Source organism: Microcoleus sp. OTE_8_concoct_300, from assembly GCF_031383065.1.
In the GTDB taxonomy this organism is placed as follows: domain Bacteria; phylum Cyanobacteriota; class Cyanobacteriia; order Cyanobacteriales; family Microcoleaceae; genus Microcoleus.
The window spans coordinates 1-19311 of sequence record NZ_JANMZH010000765.1 but is presented as its reverse complement, the minus strand read 5'-3'; the positions used below and the strand labels follow the sequence as shown (position 1 = coordinate 19311).

The window sequence follows — 19311 nt, the reverse complement described above, 5'->3', positions numbered from 1 at the left end:
AGGATTACACAATTATAGCCGTAGCTTGCGGGGCCCGACGCGATCGCCCTTTTGCAGCTTTACCCCAAAGTTTTAACGCCGGCGCGGGGCCGGAAGCCTCGCGCTATTTTGCGGTTGCGATTTTTCTTGCAGCTTCATTGTCAAACTAACCCGCTTTAACTTCTCATTCACCTCCAAAACCCGCACTTTCACAACTTGTCCGACTTTAACAATCTGTTTGGGGTCATCTACGAATCGATCGGCTAATTGAGAAACGTGAACCAAACCGTCTTGGTGCACTCCTACATCAACAAAAGCTCCAAAGTTAGCTACATTCGTGATTATGCCTTCCAATTCCATCCCAACTTGTAAGTCAGAGATTTCTTTAATTCCTGCTTGGAAAGTAGCATATTTAAACTCGGCTCGCGGGTCTCTTCCCGGTTTTTCCAGTTCCGAAATAATGTCTCGGAGTGTTGGTTCTCCGACTTTTTTTGTGACATATTTCTTAATATTTACAGTCTTGATTTTTTCCGATATTTGTGTTATTCCTGTCAGCGGCAAGTCTAAATCCTTGGCGATCGCCTCCACTACAGGATAACTTTCTGGATGAACTGCTGTATTATCCAGGGGGTTTTCGCCGCCGCGAATGCGGAGAAACCCGGCTGCTTGTTCAAAAGCTTTTGGCCCGAGTTTGGGAACTTTCAAGAGTTGGCGGCGATTTTTAAAGGCGCCCTTTTCGTTGCGGTAATTGACGATATTTTTGGCAACTGTTGGCGTCATTCCCGACACAAATGTCAGCAGTTCTTTCGAGGCTGTGTTTAAGTCAACTCCGACATAATTAACGCAGCTTTCGACTGTTTCGTCGAGTTTCTTTTTGAGCAGTTTTTGGTCAACATCGTGCTGGTATTGGCCGACTCCTATTGATTTCGGGTCGATTTTCACGAGCTCGGCGAGGGGGTCTTGCAAGCGCCGTCCGATGCTGACTGCGCCGCGGACGGTGATGTCGAGGTCGGGAAATTCGGCGATCGCCACCTCGCTTGCTGAATAAATCGATGCACCGGATTCATTCACCATGACTTTAATCGGTTTTCTTTCCATTTGGGCCAAAACTTCCGAAACAAATTCATCTGTTTCCCGGGAAGCTGTACCGTTGCCGATCGCGATTAATTCAATTTTATATTTTTCAATTAAATGCTTGACAATTTTACCAGCTTGTTGTCGCTGAGCGGCCGCTTGGTGGGGAAAAATTGCTTGATATTCTAAAAATTGCCCGGTTTCATCGAGGGCGGAAACTTTGCACCCCGTGCGAAATCCCGGATCGATCGCCAGTGTCGGTTTCATTCCCGCCGGCGCCGACAGCAGCAACTCGCGGAGGTTGGTTTCAAAAGTAGCGATCGACTCGATATCAGCAACGGCTTTATTGTGCGATCGCACTTCTGTAATTAACGAAGTCTTCATCAGTCGGTTGAAGGCATCCTTCAAAGTCGATCGATAAAACTCTTTAACTTCCGGTATCCTAGTTCTAATTTCCTGACCTTCCAAATAAGCCATCACTGCGGATTCATCAAACGCCAGTTCCAAATCTAAGACTCCTTCCGTTTCCCCCCGAAACAGCGCTAACATATTGTGCGATTGAACGTTTCTCGCTGCAACTTGGTAATTGCGGTACATTTCAAATTTAGTGCTTCCTTCCGGGAAATCCTCTTTAATTTTCGAGACAAAGACTCCGGTTTTCATTAAAAACTCTCGCAAATAAGCCCGCAATTCTGCTTTTTCCGAAACCGCTTCCGCCAAAATATCCGCAGCACCTTTGAGAGCTTCTTCTGCTGTTTTAACTCCCTTTTCTTCCGAAATGTATTTAGCTGCTTCCGCCTCAAAGTCTGCTGGTTTAGCCGTCGGTAAGTTCAGAGACTTGATAAATTCTGCCAGCGGTTCCAAACCTTTTTCCCTAGCAATTGTCGCTCGCGTCCGCCGCTTGGGTTTGTAAGGCAGATAAAGGTCTTCTAGTTCGTTTTTTTGCAAACAAGATTCGATTTTAGCTTGCAGTTCTTCAGTGAGTTTCCCCTGAGAGCTAATCGTATCTAAAATCGATTTTTTGCGGTCTTCTATTTCCGTCAGATAGGTGAAGCGATCGGAGATATCCCGCAACTGAATTTCATTCAGCAAATCCGTGCGTTCTTTGCGGTAGCGGGCAATAAACGGAATAGTTGCTCCCTCTGCGAAAAGTTCCAGAGCATTATTGACTTGGGAGAGATTGATGGAAAGTTCTTGAGCAATCAGTTGAGGAATGTCGATCATAGTGCAGAAGTTCGGGTCAGTCAATTTTAGATTTGAGATTTGATATTTTTTTTAGATTTTAGATTAACTTCACAGAAGAGAGGAAGAAAAGGGATTGTCCCAATTTTGTTAAAATCGTTTTCTAGGAGTGCGACCGTCCCGCACAGTAAAGCCGATATATCTCGCTTCTAGCTCTGGGGCTTGCACTCCTGTGAAAGCTCTCATTGGGATGCTCCCGTGATGTTAGCATAAATGCAGTCATTTCTCAATATTATATGTTGCCTTTTAAATATCCTGTGCCGCAAACCGATCCGCCGCGATCGCCCAGAGAAACGCTGCCGACGATGTACGATTTACCCAGCGAAGACCCGGAGGAACCTGGTTTGCCTGACGAATTTCACGATTTGCAGCCGCAGTTGTTGACCCTGACGTTTCGACCTCGGAATTATCCGGCTTCTGAGATATTTTGCGGCACCGACATGAACCTTTATTATGACGTGCATCACACTCTGTGGCACAAGCGGCCGGATTGGTTTGGAGTTGTGGGAGTTCCCCGACTTTACGATCGATCCGAACTGCGGATGAGTTATGTTACTTGGCAGGAAGGCGTGAATCCTTTTGTAATTGTAGAACTACTTTCGCCGGGAACGGAAAAAGAAGATCTAGGCGACAATACCGATGAAGAAAAGTTGCCACCTCAGTCGGAAAACACTGCGGGTAACGGGCAAGTTTTGGAGGCCGAGACGAAGGAGGAACCGCCCAGAAAATGGGAGGTTTACGAGCAAATTTTGCGGGTTCCTGTTTATGCCGTTTTCAGTCGCTATACTAACAAATTGCGAGTGTTTGAATTGAAAGGCGGACACTATCAAGAATTAGAATTGCCCGAGTCGCGAGTGTGGATTGCTGACCTAAGTTTGGGCTTGGGTTTGTGGCAAGGAGAGTTTCAGGGAATCGATCGACTGTGGTTGCGCTGGTATGATGTTGATGGCAATTGGATTCTGACTGAAGCGGAACAGCAACGGCAGCGGGCCGAGTCAGCGGAATCTAGGGCTCAACAAGCGGAAGCTCAATTGCAGTCTTTAATTCGGCGGCTGCGGGAATCTGGCATCGATCCCGATCGATTTTTAAACGGTTAGAGAGGACGGAAGTCCTGACTACAAACTGGTTCGCAGTCAGGACTTTAGTTTTTTTTGACTTCAAAACAAGACTCTGGGTCCTCACTAGACCTCTTGCAAAAATAAATAGGACGGGCAAGATGCCCATCCCACAAGAAAAAATAACTCTTGTGGGACGGGCATCTTGCCCGTCCCATCAATTGATGAAAAGGATTTTTGCAAGAGGTCTACTACACACAGGCTTTAAGAGTTGATAAGAACTTGATTGGTTTCCGCTTGTTTGTCGCTGGTACTCTTTGCGGCCAATTCATAGGCGTAGGGAGATTGATGCAAATAAGCTTTACCGGCAGAACCGAAAAGTTGCAGTTTGTCAGAAATGACCGATCCCATGGCATCGATCGCCTTTTCCATTACTTCCAACAAATCTGGATCTGACAAAGAACTGCTAGTTTTTAACACGTCCATATAAGCTTCGCGAACTTCCGTATTCACATTAAATTTAGATACTCCTAATTTAATAGATTGATTAATCATTGATTCCGGCAAACCGCTAGCACCGTGTAGCACTAACGGCACTGGAACAGAAGCGCGGATTTTTGCCAAACGCGGGAAATCGAGTTTTGGTTCGCTGAAATATTTCCCGTGAACGTTGCCAATTGTTACTGCTAAAAAATCCACCTTAGTTTCTTTGATAAACTCTACTGCTTCCAATGGATCTGTCATTTTTGCGGCTTTTTCTTCGATTGTCAAACCGTCTTCCGTGCCGCTAATTCTGCCGATTTCTGCTTCAACTACCGCACCGTTAGCGTGGGATAATTTAGTCATTTCGCGAGTAAATATTAAATTTTGTTCGTAGGGCAAAGGAGAACCGTCTGCCATAATTGATTTGATGCCGGCGTCTAGGGCGAGATGAATGTCTTTTTCTGAGGTGCTGTGATCTAAGTGTACTGCGATCGGCACTAAAGATTTGCGTGCGGCTTCCATGCAAAGCGCGACTAAAGGCGATTTTCCGTATTTGAGGGCGCTGGGGTGAAGTTGCAGCATAGCAGGACTTTGCAGCGCTTCGGCGGCATCGATGACGGCTTTTACTCCTTCGAGGTTGTAGACGTTAAAAGCGCCGATCGCATAAGCGTTTCTCCGGGCCGTGTTCAGCAATTCGCTAGTTGAGGCGAGCATAAGTACCTGGCTTAAAAACTTTTCTGAATGTTAATCATCCTATCAAAGTTCGGTTGCCAGCTTATCTTAATTTTTATTTCTTGTAATTGCGAATTCTTAGGCTACTATTTGTGTGTTCCGCCTTTATTCTTGAGTAAGGTGCGCGGTCTTGCGCACCCTACTATTTATGTGATGCGCATTTATTCTTGCGCACCCTACGACTAATCTCTTTACTATTTTTGTGCGTTACCAGCGTGCAAACCGCACTCTTTTACCGTCGCTTCTTCCCACCACCAGCGACCTTCGCGTTCGTGTTGGTTCGGCAATACCGGCTTCGTACAAGGTTCGCAACCAATGCTGACAAAACCGCGTTCGTGCAACTTGTTGTAAGGCACATCCAAAGCGCGAATGTATTCCCAAACCTCTGCCGAAGACCAGTTTGCTAAGGGGTTAAATTTAATTAATTCATGGTCGGGAGTTGAGAATGCACTGTCAACTTCAATGACCGGAATACCGTTGCGGGTACTGGGACTTTGGTCTTTCCGCTGACCAGTAATCCAAGCATCGAGAGTATTCAGTTTACGGCGCAGCGGCTTGACTTTCCGCACACCGCAGCATTCTTTGTGACCGTCTTGATAAAAACTAAACAATCCCTTTTCTTCTACTAGGGCTTGTACTTCGGCTGCATCGGGAAACATTACTTCTAATTTAATACCGTAATGTTTTCTGACTTGATCCAAAAACTGATAGGTTTCTGAGTGCAAGCGTCCGGTGTCGAGGGTGAAAACACGGAAATTTTTGGTAATTTTTGAGGCCATATCGATCAGAACTACATCTTCAGCCCCGCTGAAAGAAATTGAGATATTGTCAAAGTTTTCTAGGGCAAATTTGAGAATTTCTCGCGGTGTTTTTTGACTGTATTCTGCTTCTAGGGCGGCAATGTTGAGATTTCTTTGGATGGCAACCATATTTTCGGGTCTGAGCGTGTTCTTTTCCTCTAGGCTTTTATTATAGCAGATCGCTGTCTCTCTATCACCGATGAATTTGACAACCAAGCAATTTAGTCCGGAACCCCCGGATTCATCCCTGAAGCGAGAAAAAAGCTCCGAATGCTCATCACCAGCCCCCGGGTTTATCAGTGAGGTCGCTTTCTTCAATCTCTTCAACTTCTTCAATCTCAAATCTCAAATCTCAAATCTCAAATCGACTGATTCATCCGTGAAGCGAGAAAAAAGCTTTGAATCCTCATCGCCAGCCCCCCCGGGTTTATCAGTGAGGTCGCTTTCTTCAATCTCAAAAACTTCTTCAATCTCAAATCTCAAATCTCAAATCTCAAATCTCAAATCGACTGATTCATCCGTGAAGCGAGAAAAAAGCTCGGAATGCTCATCACCAGCCCCCGCATTTATCAGTGGGAGCGCTTTCTTCAAATCTCAAATCTCAAATCTCAAATCTCAAATCGATTCATCGTGCTGTCTATTAACTGGGAAATTTTCCATCACTACCAGTAGTAACAGCCCCCTAGATAATTTTAATTAGCTCTGCGTTGCGCTGATTAAATAATTTAGCCAGCACCATTTCCGCAAGGCACTGACAGAGTTAGGAATCCACAGCAGATAGCTGTGCGAGGACAAATTAAACGCACGGCGGGTTTACTTATCCCAAACTTATACACAACACTCAATAAACCCGGTTATTTTACGCAAACACCCGGTTTCTGCCTGAGTCCTATTATCGTTTTAGCTGGGGTATAGCAGATGTTGAAGGAAGGAAGAAGGAACGAGGAACAAGGAAGTTGCAATCTTCAGCTCATGTTTCAGCAATTAAGAACGCCCTCACCGTTTGGGCGGTTACTATATTAGTTTGGTCAATTTTATTCTGATTTTTGCCCTACCGTTTCACTTTTTTTGCCTATTTTAAGAAAAGTTAAGTTTCTTCCATGAATTTAACTGTTTGTTGGCAGTCTGCCGAAAAAAATGATATGATGAAAAGAAGGAAGCATTACCTCAAGGCGCTCTACATCAAAATTTAATGTCAAAGTCGAGAGTCACAAAATCAAGAAAATTAAACTTTTGAAAAAATGGGAAGCCACTCTTAGTAATAATGCTATAGCCTTTCTCAGTAACATGAGGTGCTCTCGCGGGCATAGGCCTCCGTGGGCATAGGGCATAGGCCTCCGTGGGCATGGGCCTAGGACTTTCCCCCATACCTCACCACGCTTGAGAACCGCTATAGATACTATTTAACTAGAGAAAAAAGATTTGTAGTTACTGCGGAGTCACCTATAACCGAGTGGTCGATCGCGATCGCCCACTCGGCGCTTGGGGAATTGGCCCCCTATCCTCCAAATCTCCCGCCTACAATCCCATAGGCTACCACACAGGCTCTGTCTGGTCACAGGACAACGCTTTGACAGCTTTGGGATGGCGATCGCCGCATCGAATCAGCTCTAGAAGTAGCTCACGGCTGATTTGACATGATATTGCTGCAAGCCTAGGAGGGTGCCCCCGAACTTTTTGGCCACTAGGAGCGCCACAGCCCGAGCGATCGCTCCTGGCAGTATTTTTCAACTGCTGCAAATGATGTTAAATTTAGGATAAGCTGTCGCGCATTTAAATTGTATATTCTCCGCGGGCGGGACGCCCACCCCACAAGACTTTGATTTTTTTTGACATACAATTTAAATGCCGCAACAGCTTAGTAAGCTGTCACGCATTTAAATTGCATATTCAGGGCGGGCGAGACGCCCACCCCACAAGACTTAGATTGTTTGTTGACATTCTATTTAAATGCTCAACAGCTTACGCTCCCGAAAATTAATTACGAATTATCGCTTCTCCCCTGGCCGAATCGATTCAAAAACTTTGGCTAAATAACTTAATAGTATGCTCAACTTGGCTCGATTGTTCATTTGAGCGCTCGGGTTACTCAACCGCTTGTCGGGTTCCTAAAAAACCGGGCAATTTGCGAGTAATTATCGCAGCTTGAATTTGGGGAACAGGTAATTGATAATGGGGAATGGCTAATTGCTAATTGCTAATTGATGAGGTCATTGTTCGCGGTGGGTTAGCTTTCGCGAGCCGCAGGAAAGCAATTGCAGGGTTTGACGTGGTTTCCGTCATCGCGAGCAATGACAACTAGATAAGTCGGAAGAAAGCTAAAAAAATATCCTAAAAAATCCGGGTTTTCTATTCCCACCGATGGTTATAGTAATAGCTGTTCGTTTGAGGAAAGCCAATTACCAATTACCGATGAATTTATTCAGGGCGATTCCGTGAGCGAAGTAAATTGTTATCGCTTTTTATCGCTGACAGCCAACCTTGAGCCATGCGATCGGCTATATTATATTTGGAAGTACATTTATTTGTTCGCAAAGCGGTCTAGTCTCACAGCCGCCGATCGCGTCAGCTTCTGAATAAATATAGTCGGCCGTCAACAACAGCAAGGAAGTGTGGAATCATGTCAAAAGTTTTAGTAGTGGACGATGTCAAGAGCGAACTAGAAATCATCTGCCGCATTCTTCAAGATGCGGGACTGGAGGTGATGCGGGCTGGCGACGGCGAAGAGGCGATCGCCCTGATCCGAAAAGTGTGTCCTTCCCTGGTCGTTTTAGACGTAGTGATGCCGCGAATGAACGGGTTTGAAGTGATCAGAGAATTGCGGGGCGATCGCGCAACTGCACACTTGCCCGTAGTATTTTGTACTCATAAAAACACCGAGATCGATAAAGCTTGGGGAACCGATTTAGGCGCCGACGCTTACGTCAGCAAACCCTTTGAACCTCAGCAACTCGTCAACATCGTGCAGCGCCTGCTTTCGGCATAAACAGAATATAAAGTGATGGGCAGCTTCCCAAAAAACATTATACCCACAAACCCCGTTTTTTTTAAGAAACTGGGTTTTTGATGCCCCTAAAAGTTTTATGTTTAATGATAGCTACCTGCTTATTTGCCAAACCTAGGATTTATTTAACCGAAGCATTTAATTCCCAAAAACTGATGCTGAAAAACTCGTCGCGAGCGATCGGCTTTCGCGCCCAAAGCAAAACTCTAATTTGTAAGCTAGACTAGAAACTAAAAATAAGCCATGAACACAACGGCTCCCCCCGCGGCAGGGAATCAGACAAGTGGAACAAAGCAATTTCTCCTGTTCGGTCAAGGAGGCAGTCTGTTCGCCATAGAATTAGAGGCAGTGCGAGAAGTCCTTTCCCTCAAGGAACAACCGATTTCCCCGGTTCCCAACACCCTGCCATTTTTGCTGGGATTAACCAACTTGCGGGGCGAAATCTTAGCAGCAGCAGACTTCGGAGTGTTTGCCGGCATTGAGTCGGTTGATATCTACCACCCAAGCAGCCGCATCTTAGTGCTGGAAGCGCCCGATCCGCGAGACGTGAGATTGTCGAGAATGCGGATGGGATTGGCCGTCTCCCGCGTCGAAGGAGTTTTACCTCTCAATCCGGATCGCATTGTCTCAGCACTAGATGTCAGTCCCGAGTTAGCTCCATTCTTAAAAGGTCTCTACAATTCCGAAGGACGCTTGCTAATGATTGTCGATGTAGAAGCGATCGCCCATTCCGAACGCTGGTAAAAATCTACCATACAGATAAGTCTGCAATCGCTTTCCATCAATAATTTTAACTAACGATCGCTTGTATCCGATTTGCCAATCCTTAATTTTATGATCGAACTTCTCTATACCTGGATCGCAACGACTTTCACCCTGACATTGCCTGACTTCTCCTCATCGCTGGTAGCTGGGGCTGCTAATGTCATCATTTGTGCGTGTTACTTTGCCATCGCCTGGATAATCAGCTTAGGTTTGTGGCGAAACCGTCAATTCGGGTTCGACATCTTCGCCACAGCCACAGCAGGCATATTTTGGACTTGCGCTTTCGGCTACAGCGGCCACGCCGCCGAATACCTAGGACTGCCGCACTCTCTGATGGCGCAAACTGTGTCCGATTGGATAACTGTAATTGCGGCGATCGCTTTTTTGAGTTTGTCCAACCGCTATGGCTTCTTAGTAGGTTCCAAGCAAATCCTTAGCTCTAAAAAAGAAACAGAACAAGCGCTGAGCGAAACTACCCAGCGATTTCAGGCAATTTTCGACCAAGCTTTTCAAGCGATCGCATTATTGGAGCCAGACGGTACTCTGATCGAAGCAAATCAGACAGCGCTAGAATTGGGCGATTTCCCAGCATCAGAAGTGCTGGGAATGAAATTTTGGCTGACACCTGGGTGGGCATCATCTCCAACCAACCAGCAGCGCCTAAAAACAAACATTAAACAAGTCTCGGCCGGCCAGTTTGTCCGGGAAGAATACGAAATCACCGACTCCAACAACCATGTGAAAGTAATTGACGTGTCGTTTAAGCCGCTGTTAAATGCAACAGGAGAAGTATTTCAAATCCTCGCCGAAGGCCGCGAAATTACCAAGCGCAAACAGGCAGAAGCGGCATTGCAGCAGCTAACCGCAGAACTAGAGCAGCGAGTGAATGAAAGAACCGAGCAGCTACTGCAAACTAACGCACAATTGGAACAGGAAATTCTCGATCGCACCGCAGTCCAAGAGCAATTAAAAGCTTCAGAACAATTCTTAAACAACATCCTCAACACCATCCCCGACCCGATTTACGTCAAAGACGAACAGCACCACTGGATAACATTAAACGATGCGTTTTGTCAATACATAGGTCACAGCAGAGAAGAACTAATTGGCAAAGGCTACAACCAGTTCTTGCCCAAAGAGGAAGCAGAGGCAGAGCGAGAAAAAGCCGAATTAGCTTTCTTGGCAAATAGCAGCAGCGAAAGCCAAAAAACCATCACAGACCCAGCAGGAAACACCCGCTTTGTCTCCGCCAAAAAATCTACCTTTGTAGATGCCGACGGTAAAAAATTTCTCGTTTGCGCGATTAGAGATATCACCCAGCGCGTGCAAATGGAAGAACAACTGCGGCACACACTCGCAGAAGCACAAACCTCCCAAAGCTTGCTGCGCACAGTCATTGACGCTACGCCAGACTGCATCTTCGTCAAAGATGGAAACTTGCGCTACACCCTAGTGAATGCAGGTTTCGCCGCCGTCTTCGGCAAAACTCAAGCAGAAATTATCGGCAAAGACGACGCAGAAATCGGCATATCGGTCGATCGAATCTTCCCCAACTTCCACGCCGAAACCGATTCCCAGAACCAAATCCAAAACTTCCGCACCCAGAACCACCTCGCGCCGGGCTCCAACGACTTAGGCACCTTAGCCGACGGCAAAGTACACACCTTCGACACCCAGAAATTACCCCTCAAAGATGCACAAGGCAACATTTTAGGAATGCTCGGCGTCGCGCGCGACATCACAGATCGCCGCCAATCTGAACAAGAACTATTGCGCTTCAAAGCAATTTTAGAAACCACAACAGACTGGGTAGGCATGGCCGACTCCCAACAGCGCGCCATTTATCTCAACCGCGCAGCCAGAGAAATGTTGGGAGTTGGCCAGCACGCAGATTTAACCGGAATCAACGTTTCTGACCTGACATCCCCCAAAAGTATCGACACTATTGTGAACGTCGGTATCCCCGCAGCTTGCCGGGACGGGGTGTGGAGTGGCGAGACAGTTTGGCAGAGTTTAGACGGCGAAGAAATACCAGTTTCTCAAGTAATTATTGCCCACAAATCTGAGAATTCTGAAGTTGAATTTCTCTCAACGATCGCCCGCAACATTACAGAACGCAAGCGCGCAGAAGAAGCCTTGCAGCAGAACTTGCACATGCTCGACCTTGCCAGCGACGCCTTGATCGTTCGGGATATGGACGGCACGATTAATTATTGGAATCAGGGAGCCGAACGGATGTACGGCTGGACAAAAAAAGAAGCCTTGGGGAAAAGCACTTATACTCTATTGCACAGCATTTTCCCCCAGCCTTTAGCAGCTATCTCGGCACAGTTAGAAGAGCAGGATTATTGGGAAGGAGAAATAATTCACACCACCAATTATGACACCAAAATCACCGTATTCAGCCGCTGGAATTTGCAGCGAGACGAACAGGGAAAACCGAAAGCAATTTTAGAAACTAACAACGATATCACGGAGCGCAAGCAAGCCGAAATCGAAAAGCAAAGATTGATTTCGATCGTAGAAAGCAGCTCGGATTTTATCGGCACGGCTACCCTGGAGGGAGAGGCAACATACTTGAATGTCGCTGGAATGAAACTAGTAGGATTGCCAAATATTGAAGAAGTCAAAAGCAAAACTGTTTATGAGTTCTTCTCAGCAGAAGATGTTAAATTTTTCAAAGAAGAAATCCTGCCGCCTACTGTGCGAGACGGTTTTTGGCAGGGTGAATTCCACTTGAGGAACTTTCAAACCGGCGAAAACATTCCGGTTGACTTCACCATATTTACCGTCAAAAACCCAGAAACCGGCGAGCCGATCGGGTTGGCAACAGTTACTCGCGACATCAGCGATCGCAAACGGGCAGAAGAGATGCTGCGCGATCGCGAAAGACTATTCCGAGCCATTTTCGACCAATCGTTCCAATTCATAGGTCTGCTCAAACCGGACGGCACCGTTTTGGAAGCCAACCAAACAGCCCTCGCCGCCGCAGGCCTGCGGAGCGAAGAAATAATAGGCGTTCCGTTTTCGGAAACCCTGTGGTGGCAGATTTCCCCAGAAACCAAGCAACAGATACGAGAAGCGATCGTCTCTGCAGCCGCCGGCGAGGTAGTCCGCTACGAAGTGGACGTGCTAGTTGCCGGCGGTGCAGTAGCAACCGTTGACTTCTCGATCAAACCTATCAAAGACCACACTGGCAAAGTCTTGATGCTAATTCCAGAAGGCCGCGACATCAGCGATCGCAAAGCCCTAGAACGAGAATTAGTTTTGCGTCAAAGTCGCTTTGACGCATTTTTCAGAGCCGCCCCCACCTCAATGTGTATTTTTGACGAGCAGTTGCGCTTCGTGCAAGTCAACGAAAAAGTAGCGGAAACCACCGGCCTCTCAGTTGCCGAACACCTCGGTAAGACGCTGAGGGAAATTGTACCCGAAATGAGCGATAACCTAGACCCGCTGTTGCAGCAGGTTCTCGCCACCAACCAACCGTTGTCAAACTTTGAGGTGTCGGGCTCGCTCTTCCACGAACCGGGCGTCGTGCGAGATTGGCTGGCGTCATACTTTCCTTTGCCCGGATCTGACGGCAAACCCATCGGTATCGGGAGTGTGGCGATCGAAATTACCGATCGCAAAAAAGCAGAAATAGAGCGCGATCGATTTTTTACCCTTTCCCTAGACTTGCTTTGTATTGCAGATTTTCAAGGCAACTTCAAGCGCGTCAATCCCGCTTGGGTAAAAACCCTCGGCTACACCCTAGAAGAACTGGAAGACCAACCTTTTCTCAATTTCGTCCATCCAGACGATCACGAACAAACCATAGCCGAAACCGGCAAATTATCCAGCGGCGTCGAAACAATCGCTTTTGAAAATCGCTACCGCTGCAAAGACGGTTCCTACAAGTGGCTGTCGTGGAAAGCGCGACCTGAAGCCGAACAAAAGTTCATATATGCAGTGGCTCGCGACGTTACCGAAAGCAAACACGCGATGGTGCAACTGGAAACAACAACAGCCCAATTAGCCAGTTCCGAAGCGCAATTTCGCCAACAAAGCAATCTCTTGCAACTGCTAATAAACAGCATTGGCGACGGCATAATTGCTGCCGACGAAAATAGCAATTTTATTTTGTTCAACCCCGCCGCCCAAGATATCTTTGGCATGGGTGCGACAGAATATCGTCCGAACGAATGGTCGGAAAAATACGGTTTATTCTTGCCCGATACCGTAACTCCCTTTCCCCCAGCCGAAATACCTTTAGCGCGCACGGTTCGAGGAGAAGCTGTTGACGACGTAGACCTTTTCACCCGCCACGCAGGCAAGCCTGACGGTGTGTGGGTGAAAGTTAACGGCCGGCCGCTCAAAGACGAAACGGGGGCGCTTAAAGGCGGCGTAGTCGTTTGCCGCAACGTCACCGAACAAAGAGCATCCCAGGAGCGAATGCAGCAGTTGGCCGAGACACAGGAACGCTTGCTGCAAGAACTCAAAACGCGGCAAAATGCCCTAGACGAATCGGCGATCGTCAGCGAAACTGATGTCCAAGGCATGATTACCTACGCCAACGACAGATTCAGTGAAATATCCGGTTACAGCCTGGCAGAACTCCTGCACCACAACCACAGCCTCATCAATTCGGGCTACCATCCCAAATCATTTTTTACAGAAATGTGGGTGACAATTTCTCGCGGTTTGGTGTGGAAAGGGGAAATCAAAAACCGACGCAAAGATGGCTCGTTTTACTGGGTAGATTCGACGATCTCCCCCATCTTTGATACCAGTGGCAAAATAGTCAAATATATCGCCATTCGCTTTGACATCACCGAGCGCAAAGAGGCAGAAGAACGACTGGAAAAATTGGCAGCAGAACGCAAAGCTGAAGCTGATTCTCTGACGCAGCAAGTCCTCAAATTGTTGGGAGAAATTAAAGGCGCTGCTCAAGGCGACTTGACAGTCAGGGCGGAAGTGACTAACGACGTTTTAGGTGCTGTCGCCGACTCTTTCAACTTCTTAATCAGTTCTCTGCGGAAGGTGGTAACGGGAATTCAAACTTTAGCCGAACAGGTAACATCTGCCACCGGCGAGTCAATTAACAATACCAGTCAACTCACTCAACAGGCGGAAATTCAAGCCACAAAAATATCTGCCATCATGCGGGAAATCGAGCGGATTGTGAATTCGATCCGCGACGTGCGAGATGTTTCGGTGCGCGCCGAAACGGTGGCCCAGCAGTCTTCTCAAACGGCTGAAGTGGGCGGTCTGGCGGTCGATCGAGCTGTCGAAGGCATTAACGGACTCCGGGTGACGATCGCCTCTACCTCAAAAATGATGAAGCGTTTGGGCGAATCTTCGCAGCAAATTGGCAAAATTGTGACTTCGATTTCTCAACTTGCTTCGCAAACTAATTTATTAGCTCTGAATGCTACTATTGAGGCGGCGCGAGCCGGCGAACAAGGTTTAGGCTTTGCAGTTGTCGCCGAAGAAGTGCGGAAATTAGCAGAAAGATCGGCCGGCGCTACTGAGGAAATCTCCGAAATTGTCGCTACAATTCAAGAAGAAATCAGCCGCGTGATGAAGGCAATGGAATCGGGGACGCTGGAGGTAGTCGAAGGCACTAAGCTGGCAAGCGAAGCTAAAACTCACCTCAATGCCATCATCGAAGTTAGTCGCGAAATGAATGCTTTGGTGCAGAATATTACTCGCGCATCTGCGAAGCAAACTGTTTCGGCTGAGGAAGTTTCTCACAGTATGCAGCAAGTCAACGAGATTGCTAATACGACCGCACAAAAAGGTGCGGATGTCAAGGCTTCTTTGGACGATCTGTCTGGTTCGGTCAGCAAATTGCAAAAGTCGGTGGCGAATTTCCGCAGTTAGTCAGTTGACAGTTGACAGTTGACAGTTGACTGTTAACTGTTGACTGTTATACGACTCACTAAGAACTATCGTTGTTGTCGGGGCGGGTTGACAAATATCCTGAATGCGAATTTATAGATAATCGTGAACCCACCTGGCAACAATTACAGTTAATTGACACTCCTCGGCCTTAAGGCACGGGGATTCTTAAGACATTTCAGTCTTAATATCCCTATCGCTAGGGTTCCCAGGCTGACTACTCTGAGCACATAGGTGCGTAGTCATATCTCCTCAAAAATGTTTTGGGCGTAGACTTTCCCCCAGTCCGGGGGTAGGTTTTTACATCTTGTCTGATTTGGTTATTCTACCATATTCATTTGTTAAGATGGATTTGTTATTTTACTTAACAATGGAAAAAAGCCGTCCTACAAGGACAGGGTTTTCAACCCAATTTTCTGATAACGGGACATCATATATAAAAAAACTGCCAACAGACAACAGTTAACAGTCAACAGACAACAGTTAACAGTCAACAGACAACAGTTAACAGACAACAGTTAACAGTCAACAGACAACAGACTAATATGAATGATGACGATTTAAACGAGTTAATAGATGCTTTTACCGCAGAATGCGAAGAGTTTCTCCAGTTAATGGAGACGAACCTGCTGGCGATGGAAGCTGCAGGGTTGAAAGAGCGACAAGCGGCAGTTAAAGAAATGTTTCGGGCGGCTCACTCGATTAAAGGTGCGGGTTCGATGTTGGGCTTTCAAAACGTATCGGCGGCGGCTCACACGCTGGAGGACTGTTTTGTCATTTTGCGCGATCGCACAGACTTGTCGGTCCTGGAACCGACTACTGTGAGTGTTTTGCTGCAAGGCGTGGATGCTCTCAAAAAGATTGCCCTCGAATCAATTCAACACTCCGATGTCACAACTCCCGATCAAACGGAAAACTTGGAGGTGATCGCCCAAATTTTCGCTGAGTTCGAGGCCAAGTACGGCAAGCCAGAACAGTCGCCAGTCCCCGCAGCCAGCCAATCGCCCGCCCCGGAAACCCTGAAACTGATTTTTGAACACGATGTGCTCCCACTCTTCAATCGCCTCGAAACCGACCTTTCCCAAGCTTCTGAGGCAGATTTGGCAAAAAGCGTGACCGCCCTAAACCAGGTTTACTATCAACTCTCCGGTTTGGCTGGAATGCTGCAATTGCCGGATTTTGGGAAAGTCGCCGAACCCCTCCGAGATTTGATCGACTCTCCAGACTTGACTCTAGAACGGTTGCAATCCGAGGGTTGGACGATCGCCCAAAACTTGCAAACCGCACGCCAACAACTGTTGGAAGGAAGGGCGATCGACATCCCCTCCATCTCGCCCTCCCCCACGCCCCCCGACTCCCCCACACCCCCCGACTCCCCCACACCCCCCAACTCCTCCACACCCCCCGACTCCTCCACTCCCCCCTCCCTCTCCCACACCCCCCGACTCCCCCCCTCCCCCTCTCCCCCAGTCCCCAACCCGCAAAGGCCGACAATCCGCGTAGACTTAGAACGCTTAAATGAATTGGTGAATCTAGTCGGAGAATTAGTCATCAACCGTACAAATTTAGAACTTCAAGAATCCGAACTGCGCAGCGAAGTCAAGCGCATCCGCCGCAGTATCCTAGATTTGAACCAATTCGGCGGTCAGTTGCGAGAAGAATACGACAGACTGAGTTTTGCAGACTGGAGAGGGGGAAACGGTTCGTCTGGATTGGGAAAACTTGCAGCAGCAGAAACAGAATTCCCAATGATTGCTAACGGCAAATCCTCTGTGCCCCATGGTCACTTCGATATCTTAGAGATGGATCGTTATACAGAGTTCCACTCGACAGCCGCAGAAGTCATCGAAACTGCCCAAGCAATTTCTCAATCCGCCACCAAATTAGACAGCTTAGCCATGAAATTCGAGCGCAGTACCGACCAACTGCGCCGCATTACCGACCAACTGCGCAGCCGCGTCATGCAGTTGCGAGTCGTAAGTTTCAGTCGCGCCGTCGATCACTTGCCCAGAGCCCTCCGGGATATGTGCCTCACATACGAGAAAGATGTCAACCTGCTGCTACTGGGAAGAGATACCAAAATTGACGAAAGTTTGCTCGACGCTTTGCGCGACCCCTTAATACACTTAGTGAGAAACGCTTTTGACCACGGCATCGAAATGCCCGAAGTTCGGCAAGCAATCGGCAAGCCCGCCAGCGGTCAAATTGAAATAGAAGCCCGCCACCAAGGCGGGCAGACTCTTATTACTGTCACCGATGACGGCAAAGGCATTGACCCGGAAATCATTCGCCGTAAAATTGTCACAAAGGGTTTGGCGACGGAGGAACAAGCTCAAGAATTTTCAATTGCCGAACTCTACGATTTTCTGTTTTGGCCGGGTTTCAGCACTGCAGAAGGGGTCAGCGACCTTTCGGGGCGGGGAGTCGGACTCGACGTGGTGCGAACAAATTTGCGGACTGTGCGGGGGACTGTGAAGGTTGACTCTCGCCTGGGAAAAGGTACGAGTTTTATCATCAAACTGCCGCTGCTGCTGTCGATTACTGATGCATTGATGGTGAAGACCGATCACAATAAAATAGCAGTGCCGCTGGATGCAGTAGAGGAAATTTTGCACATTAAAGCCTCGGAAGTTCACATCGCCGGCAATCAGCCGATGCTGTGGTGGCGGCAGGAATTTATTCGTTTGGTGAGGATGCAAGATTTGCTCGAATACAGCGTCGTCGCGCCGGATGCCCCCTCTCCTGACCCTTTGAGCCTAGAGGAAATTCCCGTCCTGGTTTTGGCTTCTCCCGAAGGAATGCTGGCGGTGGCTGTGGAACGGCTGATCGGCCAGCAGGAGATTGTGGTTAAACCTTTGCCGCCGCCTCTATCCAAGCCTCGTGGGGTTTTGGGGAGTACGATTTTGGGGGACGGGCGCGTGGTGACTATTCTGGATGTGGACGATTTGGTGGGTCAACCTTCGGCAAATAGTTCTAGCGCCGCTGTGTCCGGTACAGTGCAGGAGATGGCGCCGAGTGGGAGTCAGTCACCGCTGATTTTGGTAGTGGACGATTCCTATACAATTCGGCAGTTGCTGTCTCTGACGCTGACTCGTGCTCGCTACCGGGTGGTACAGGCTAAAGACGGCGTGGATGCCCTGGAAAAGTTGCAAAATGGTCTTGATTGCAGTTTGGCGATCGTGGATATTGAAATGCCCCGGATGGATGGATTTGAATTGTTGCGATCGATCAGAGGGACCCATCGGTTTGCTAATATTCCCGTAGCCATGCTGACATCCCGCAGCGGCGAAAAACATCGGCAAATGGCAATGGAATTAGGCGCCAATCAATACTTCACCAAACCTTACAGCGAAGCCCAACTTTTACAAGCCATCCCCAAATTAATAAAACACTAAATAATCTCATCAAAAATCTCACATCTCCCATCAAATAATTCCCAATCTCAAACACAACTTAGGCAAAAAGTGGTTTGATACGCCAATTATAGCGGTAAAATGCGCGACCTGGCGCACCCTACTAAAATCAAAAATCAAAAAATCTAAAATCTAAAATCTAAAATCTAAAAGTGGTTTGATACGCCAATTATAGCGGTAAAATGCGCGACCTGGCGCACCCTACTAAAATCAAAAATCAAAAAATCTAAAATCTAAAATCTAAAATCTAAAATCCAATGACTCACGCCAATTACAATCGCCGATTCCGGAGCAAGAAACAAGGCTATGTTAGACTTTCTTCTAAAAAATTGGTTTCCTTTGAACTAGGAAATGTTTACTATGCTGTTCCTATTGAACGAGTGGAACGCATTGTCAAAGACTTTAATTCCTACGGTCTGTTACCTAGCGGTAATAGTTTAGTGCGACATCAAGAAGAACTAATTACCCTGATTAATTTATCCCAAATATTTCCCAGCAGTCGGAGCATTGTTGACTGCAACTACCTGATTATTTGCACTTTAAATAAGAGCGATCGGTTGGGGTTTCCCATTCCTGATATGCCAAAAATTTTGGAAATTTCCGAAGAAAGCTTCTGCGAAATTCCCGAATTGTACCGTCAACAGCAACTGCCTCCGGTCATAGAAAAGTTAATTCGCGCACCTGACGGTTCCGAAGTATTTTATCTGAATTTGGATCTATTTAGCGCAATGTAGGGTGTTCAGTTGTAAGGATTCAGGTGGTGGGTATTGACAACTGTGATACGGGAAAGTAGAATATAGCAATTATGAAAAAACACCTGCCACCCAAACTCAACAGTGAAACCTTAAAACAGTTGGCGACAGAGAAACTGGTAGAGATGATCG

9 protein-coding genes are annotated in these 19311 nt (G+C 47.4%); 6 read left to right on the top strand and 3 right to left on the bottom strand.

The features are described from left to right. Positions 1–72 precede the first annotated feature (72 nt). Complete coding sequence (locus ACUVJL_RS34155; protein WP_445249890.1) at positions 73–2277, bottom strand: Tex family protein; 2205 nt, start codon at positions 2275–2277, stop codon at positions 73–75. 254 nt (positions 2278–2531) lie between these two features. Here ACUVJL_RS34155 and ACUVJL_RS34150 point away from each other — a divergent pair, with 254 nt between their 5' ends. Continuing rightward, a complete protein-coding gene (locus ACUVJL_RS34150; protein ID WP_445249889.1) occupies positions 2532–3392 on the top strand; it encodes a Uma2 family endonuclease in 861 nt (286 codons plus the stop codon). Positions 3393–3614: 222 nt separating this feature from the next. On the opposite strand, the gene ACUVJL_RS34145 is transcribed toward ACUVJL_RS34150, so the two are convergent. Together ACUVJL_RS34145 and ACUVJL_RS34140 are read right to left on the bottom strand one after the other, a co-directional pair. After that, positions 3615–4547, bottom strand: a complete 933-nt coding sequence (locus ACUVJL_RS34145; RefSeq protein ID WP_445249888.1) for a class II fructose-bisphosphate aldolase — start codon at positions 4545–4547, stop codon at positions 3615–3617. A 212-nt stretch (positions 4548–4759) separates the two neighbouring features. Then, entirely contained in the window at positions 4760–5494 is a 735-nt protein-coding gene (locus tag ACUVJL_RS34140; RefSeq protein ID WP_445249887.1) for a phosphoadenylyl-sulfate reductase, read from the bottom strand. 2491 nt (positions 5495–7985) lie between these two features. Between ACUVJL_RS34140 and ACUVJL_RS34135 the strand changes: the two genes are divergently transcribed. The 5 genes from ACUVJL_RS34135 to ACUVJL_RS34115 all read left to right on the top strand — a co-directional run bounded on the left by ACUVJL_RS34135 (position 7986) and on the right by ACUVJL_RS34115 (position 19161). Further along, on the top strand, positions 7986–8351 hold the full coding sequence (locus ACUVJL_RS34135) for a response regulator transcription factor (protein ID WP_445249886.1): 366 nt from the start codon (positions 7986–7988) through the stop codon (positions 8349–8351). Between the two features lie 261 nt (positions 8352–8612). Further along, complete coding sequence (locus tag ACUVJL_RS34130) at positions 8613–9113, top strand: chemotaxis protein CheW (protein WP_445249885.1); 501 nt, start codon at positions 8613–8615, stop codon at positions 9111–9113. 90 nt (positions 9114–9203) lie between these two features. After that, complete coding sequence (locus tag ACUVJL_RS34125) at positions 9204–14996, top strand: PAS domain S-box protein (protein ID WP_445249884.1); 5793 nt, start codon at positions 9204–9206, stop codon at positions 14994–14996. A gap of 563 nt (positions 14997–15559) precedes the next feature. Continuing rightward, entirely contained in the window at positions 15560–18409 is a 2850-nt protein-coding gene (locus ACUVJL_RS34120) for a hybrid sensor histidine kinase/response regulator (protein ID WP_445249883.1), read from the top strand. Between the two features lie 275 nt (positions 18410–18684). Beyond that, positions 18685–19161 (top strand): chemotaxis protein CheW, encoded by a 477-nt coding sequence (locus ACUVJL_RS34115; RefSeq protein WP_445249882.1) that lies wholly within the window; start codon positions 18685–18687, stop codon positions 19159–19161. The last annotated feature ends 150 nt before the right edge of the window (positions 19162–19311 follow it).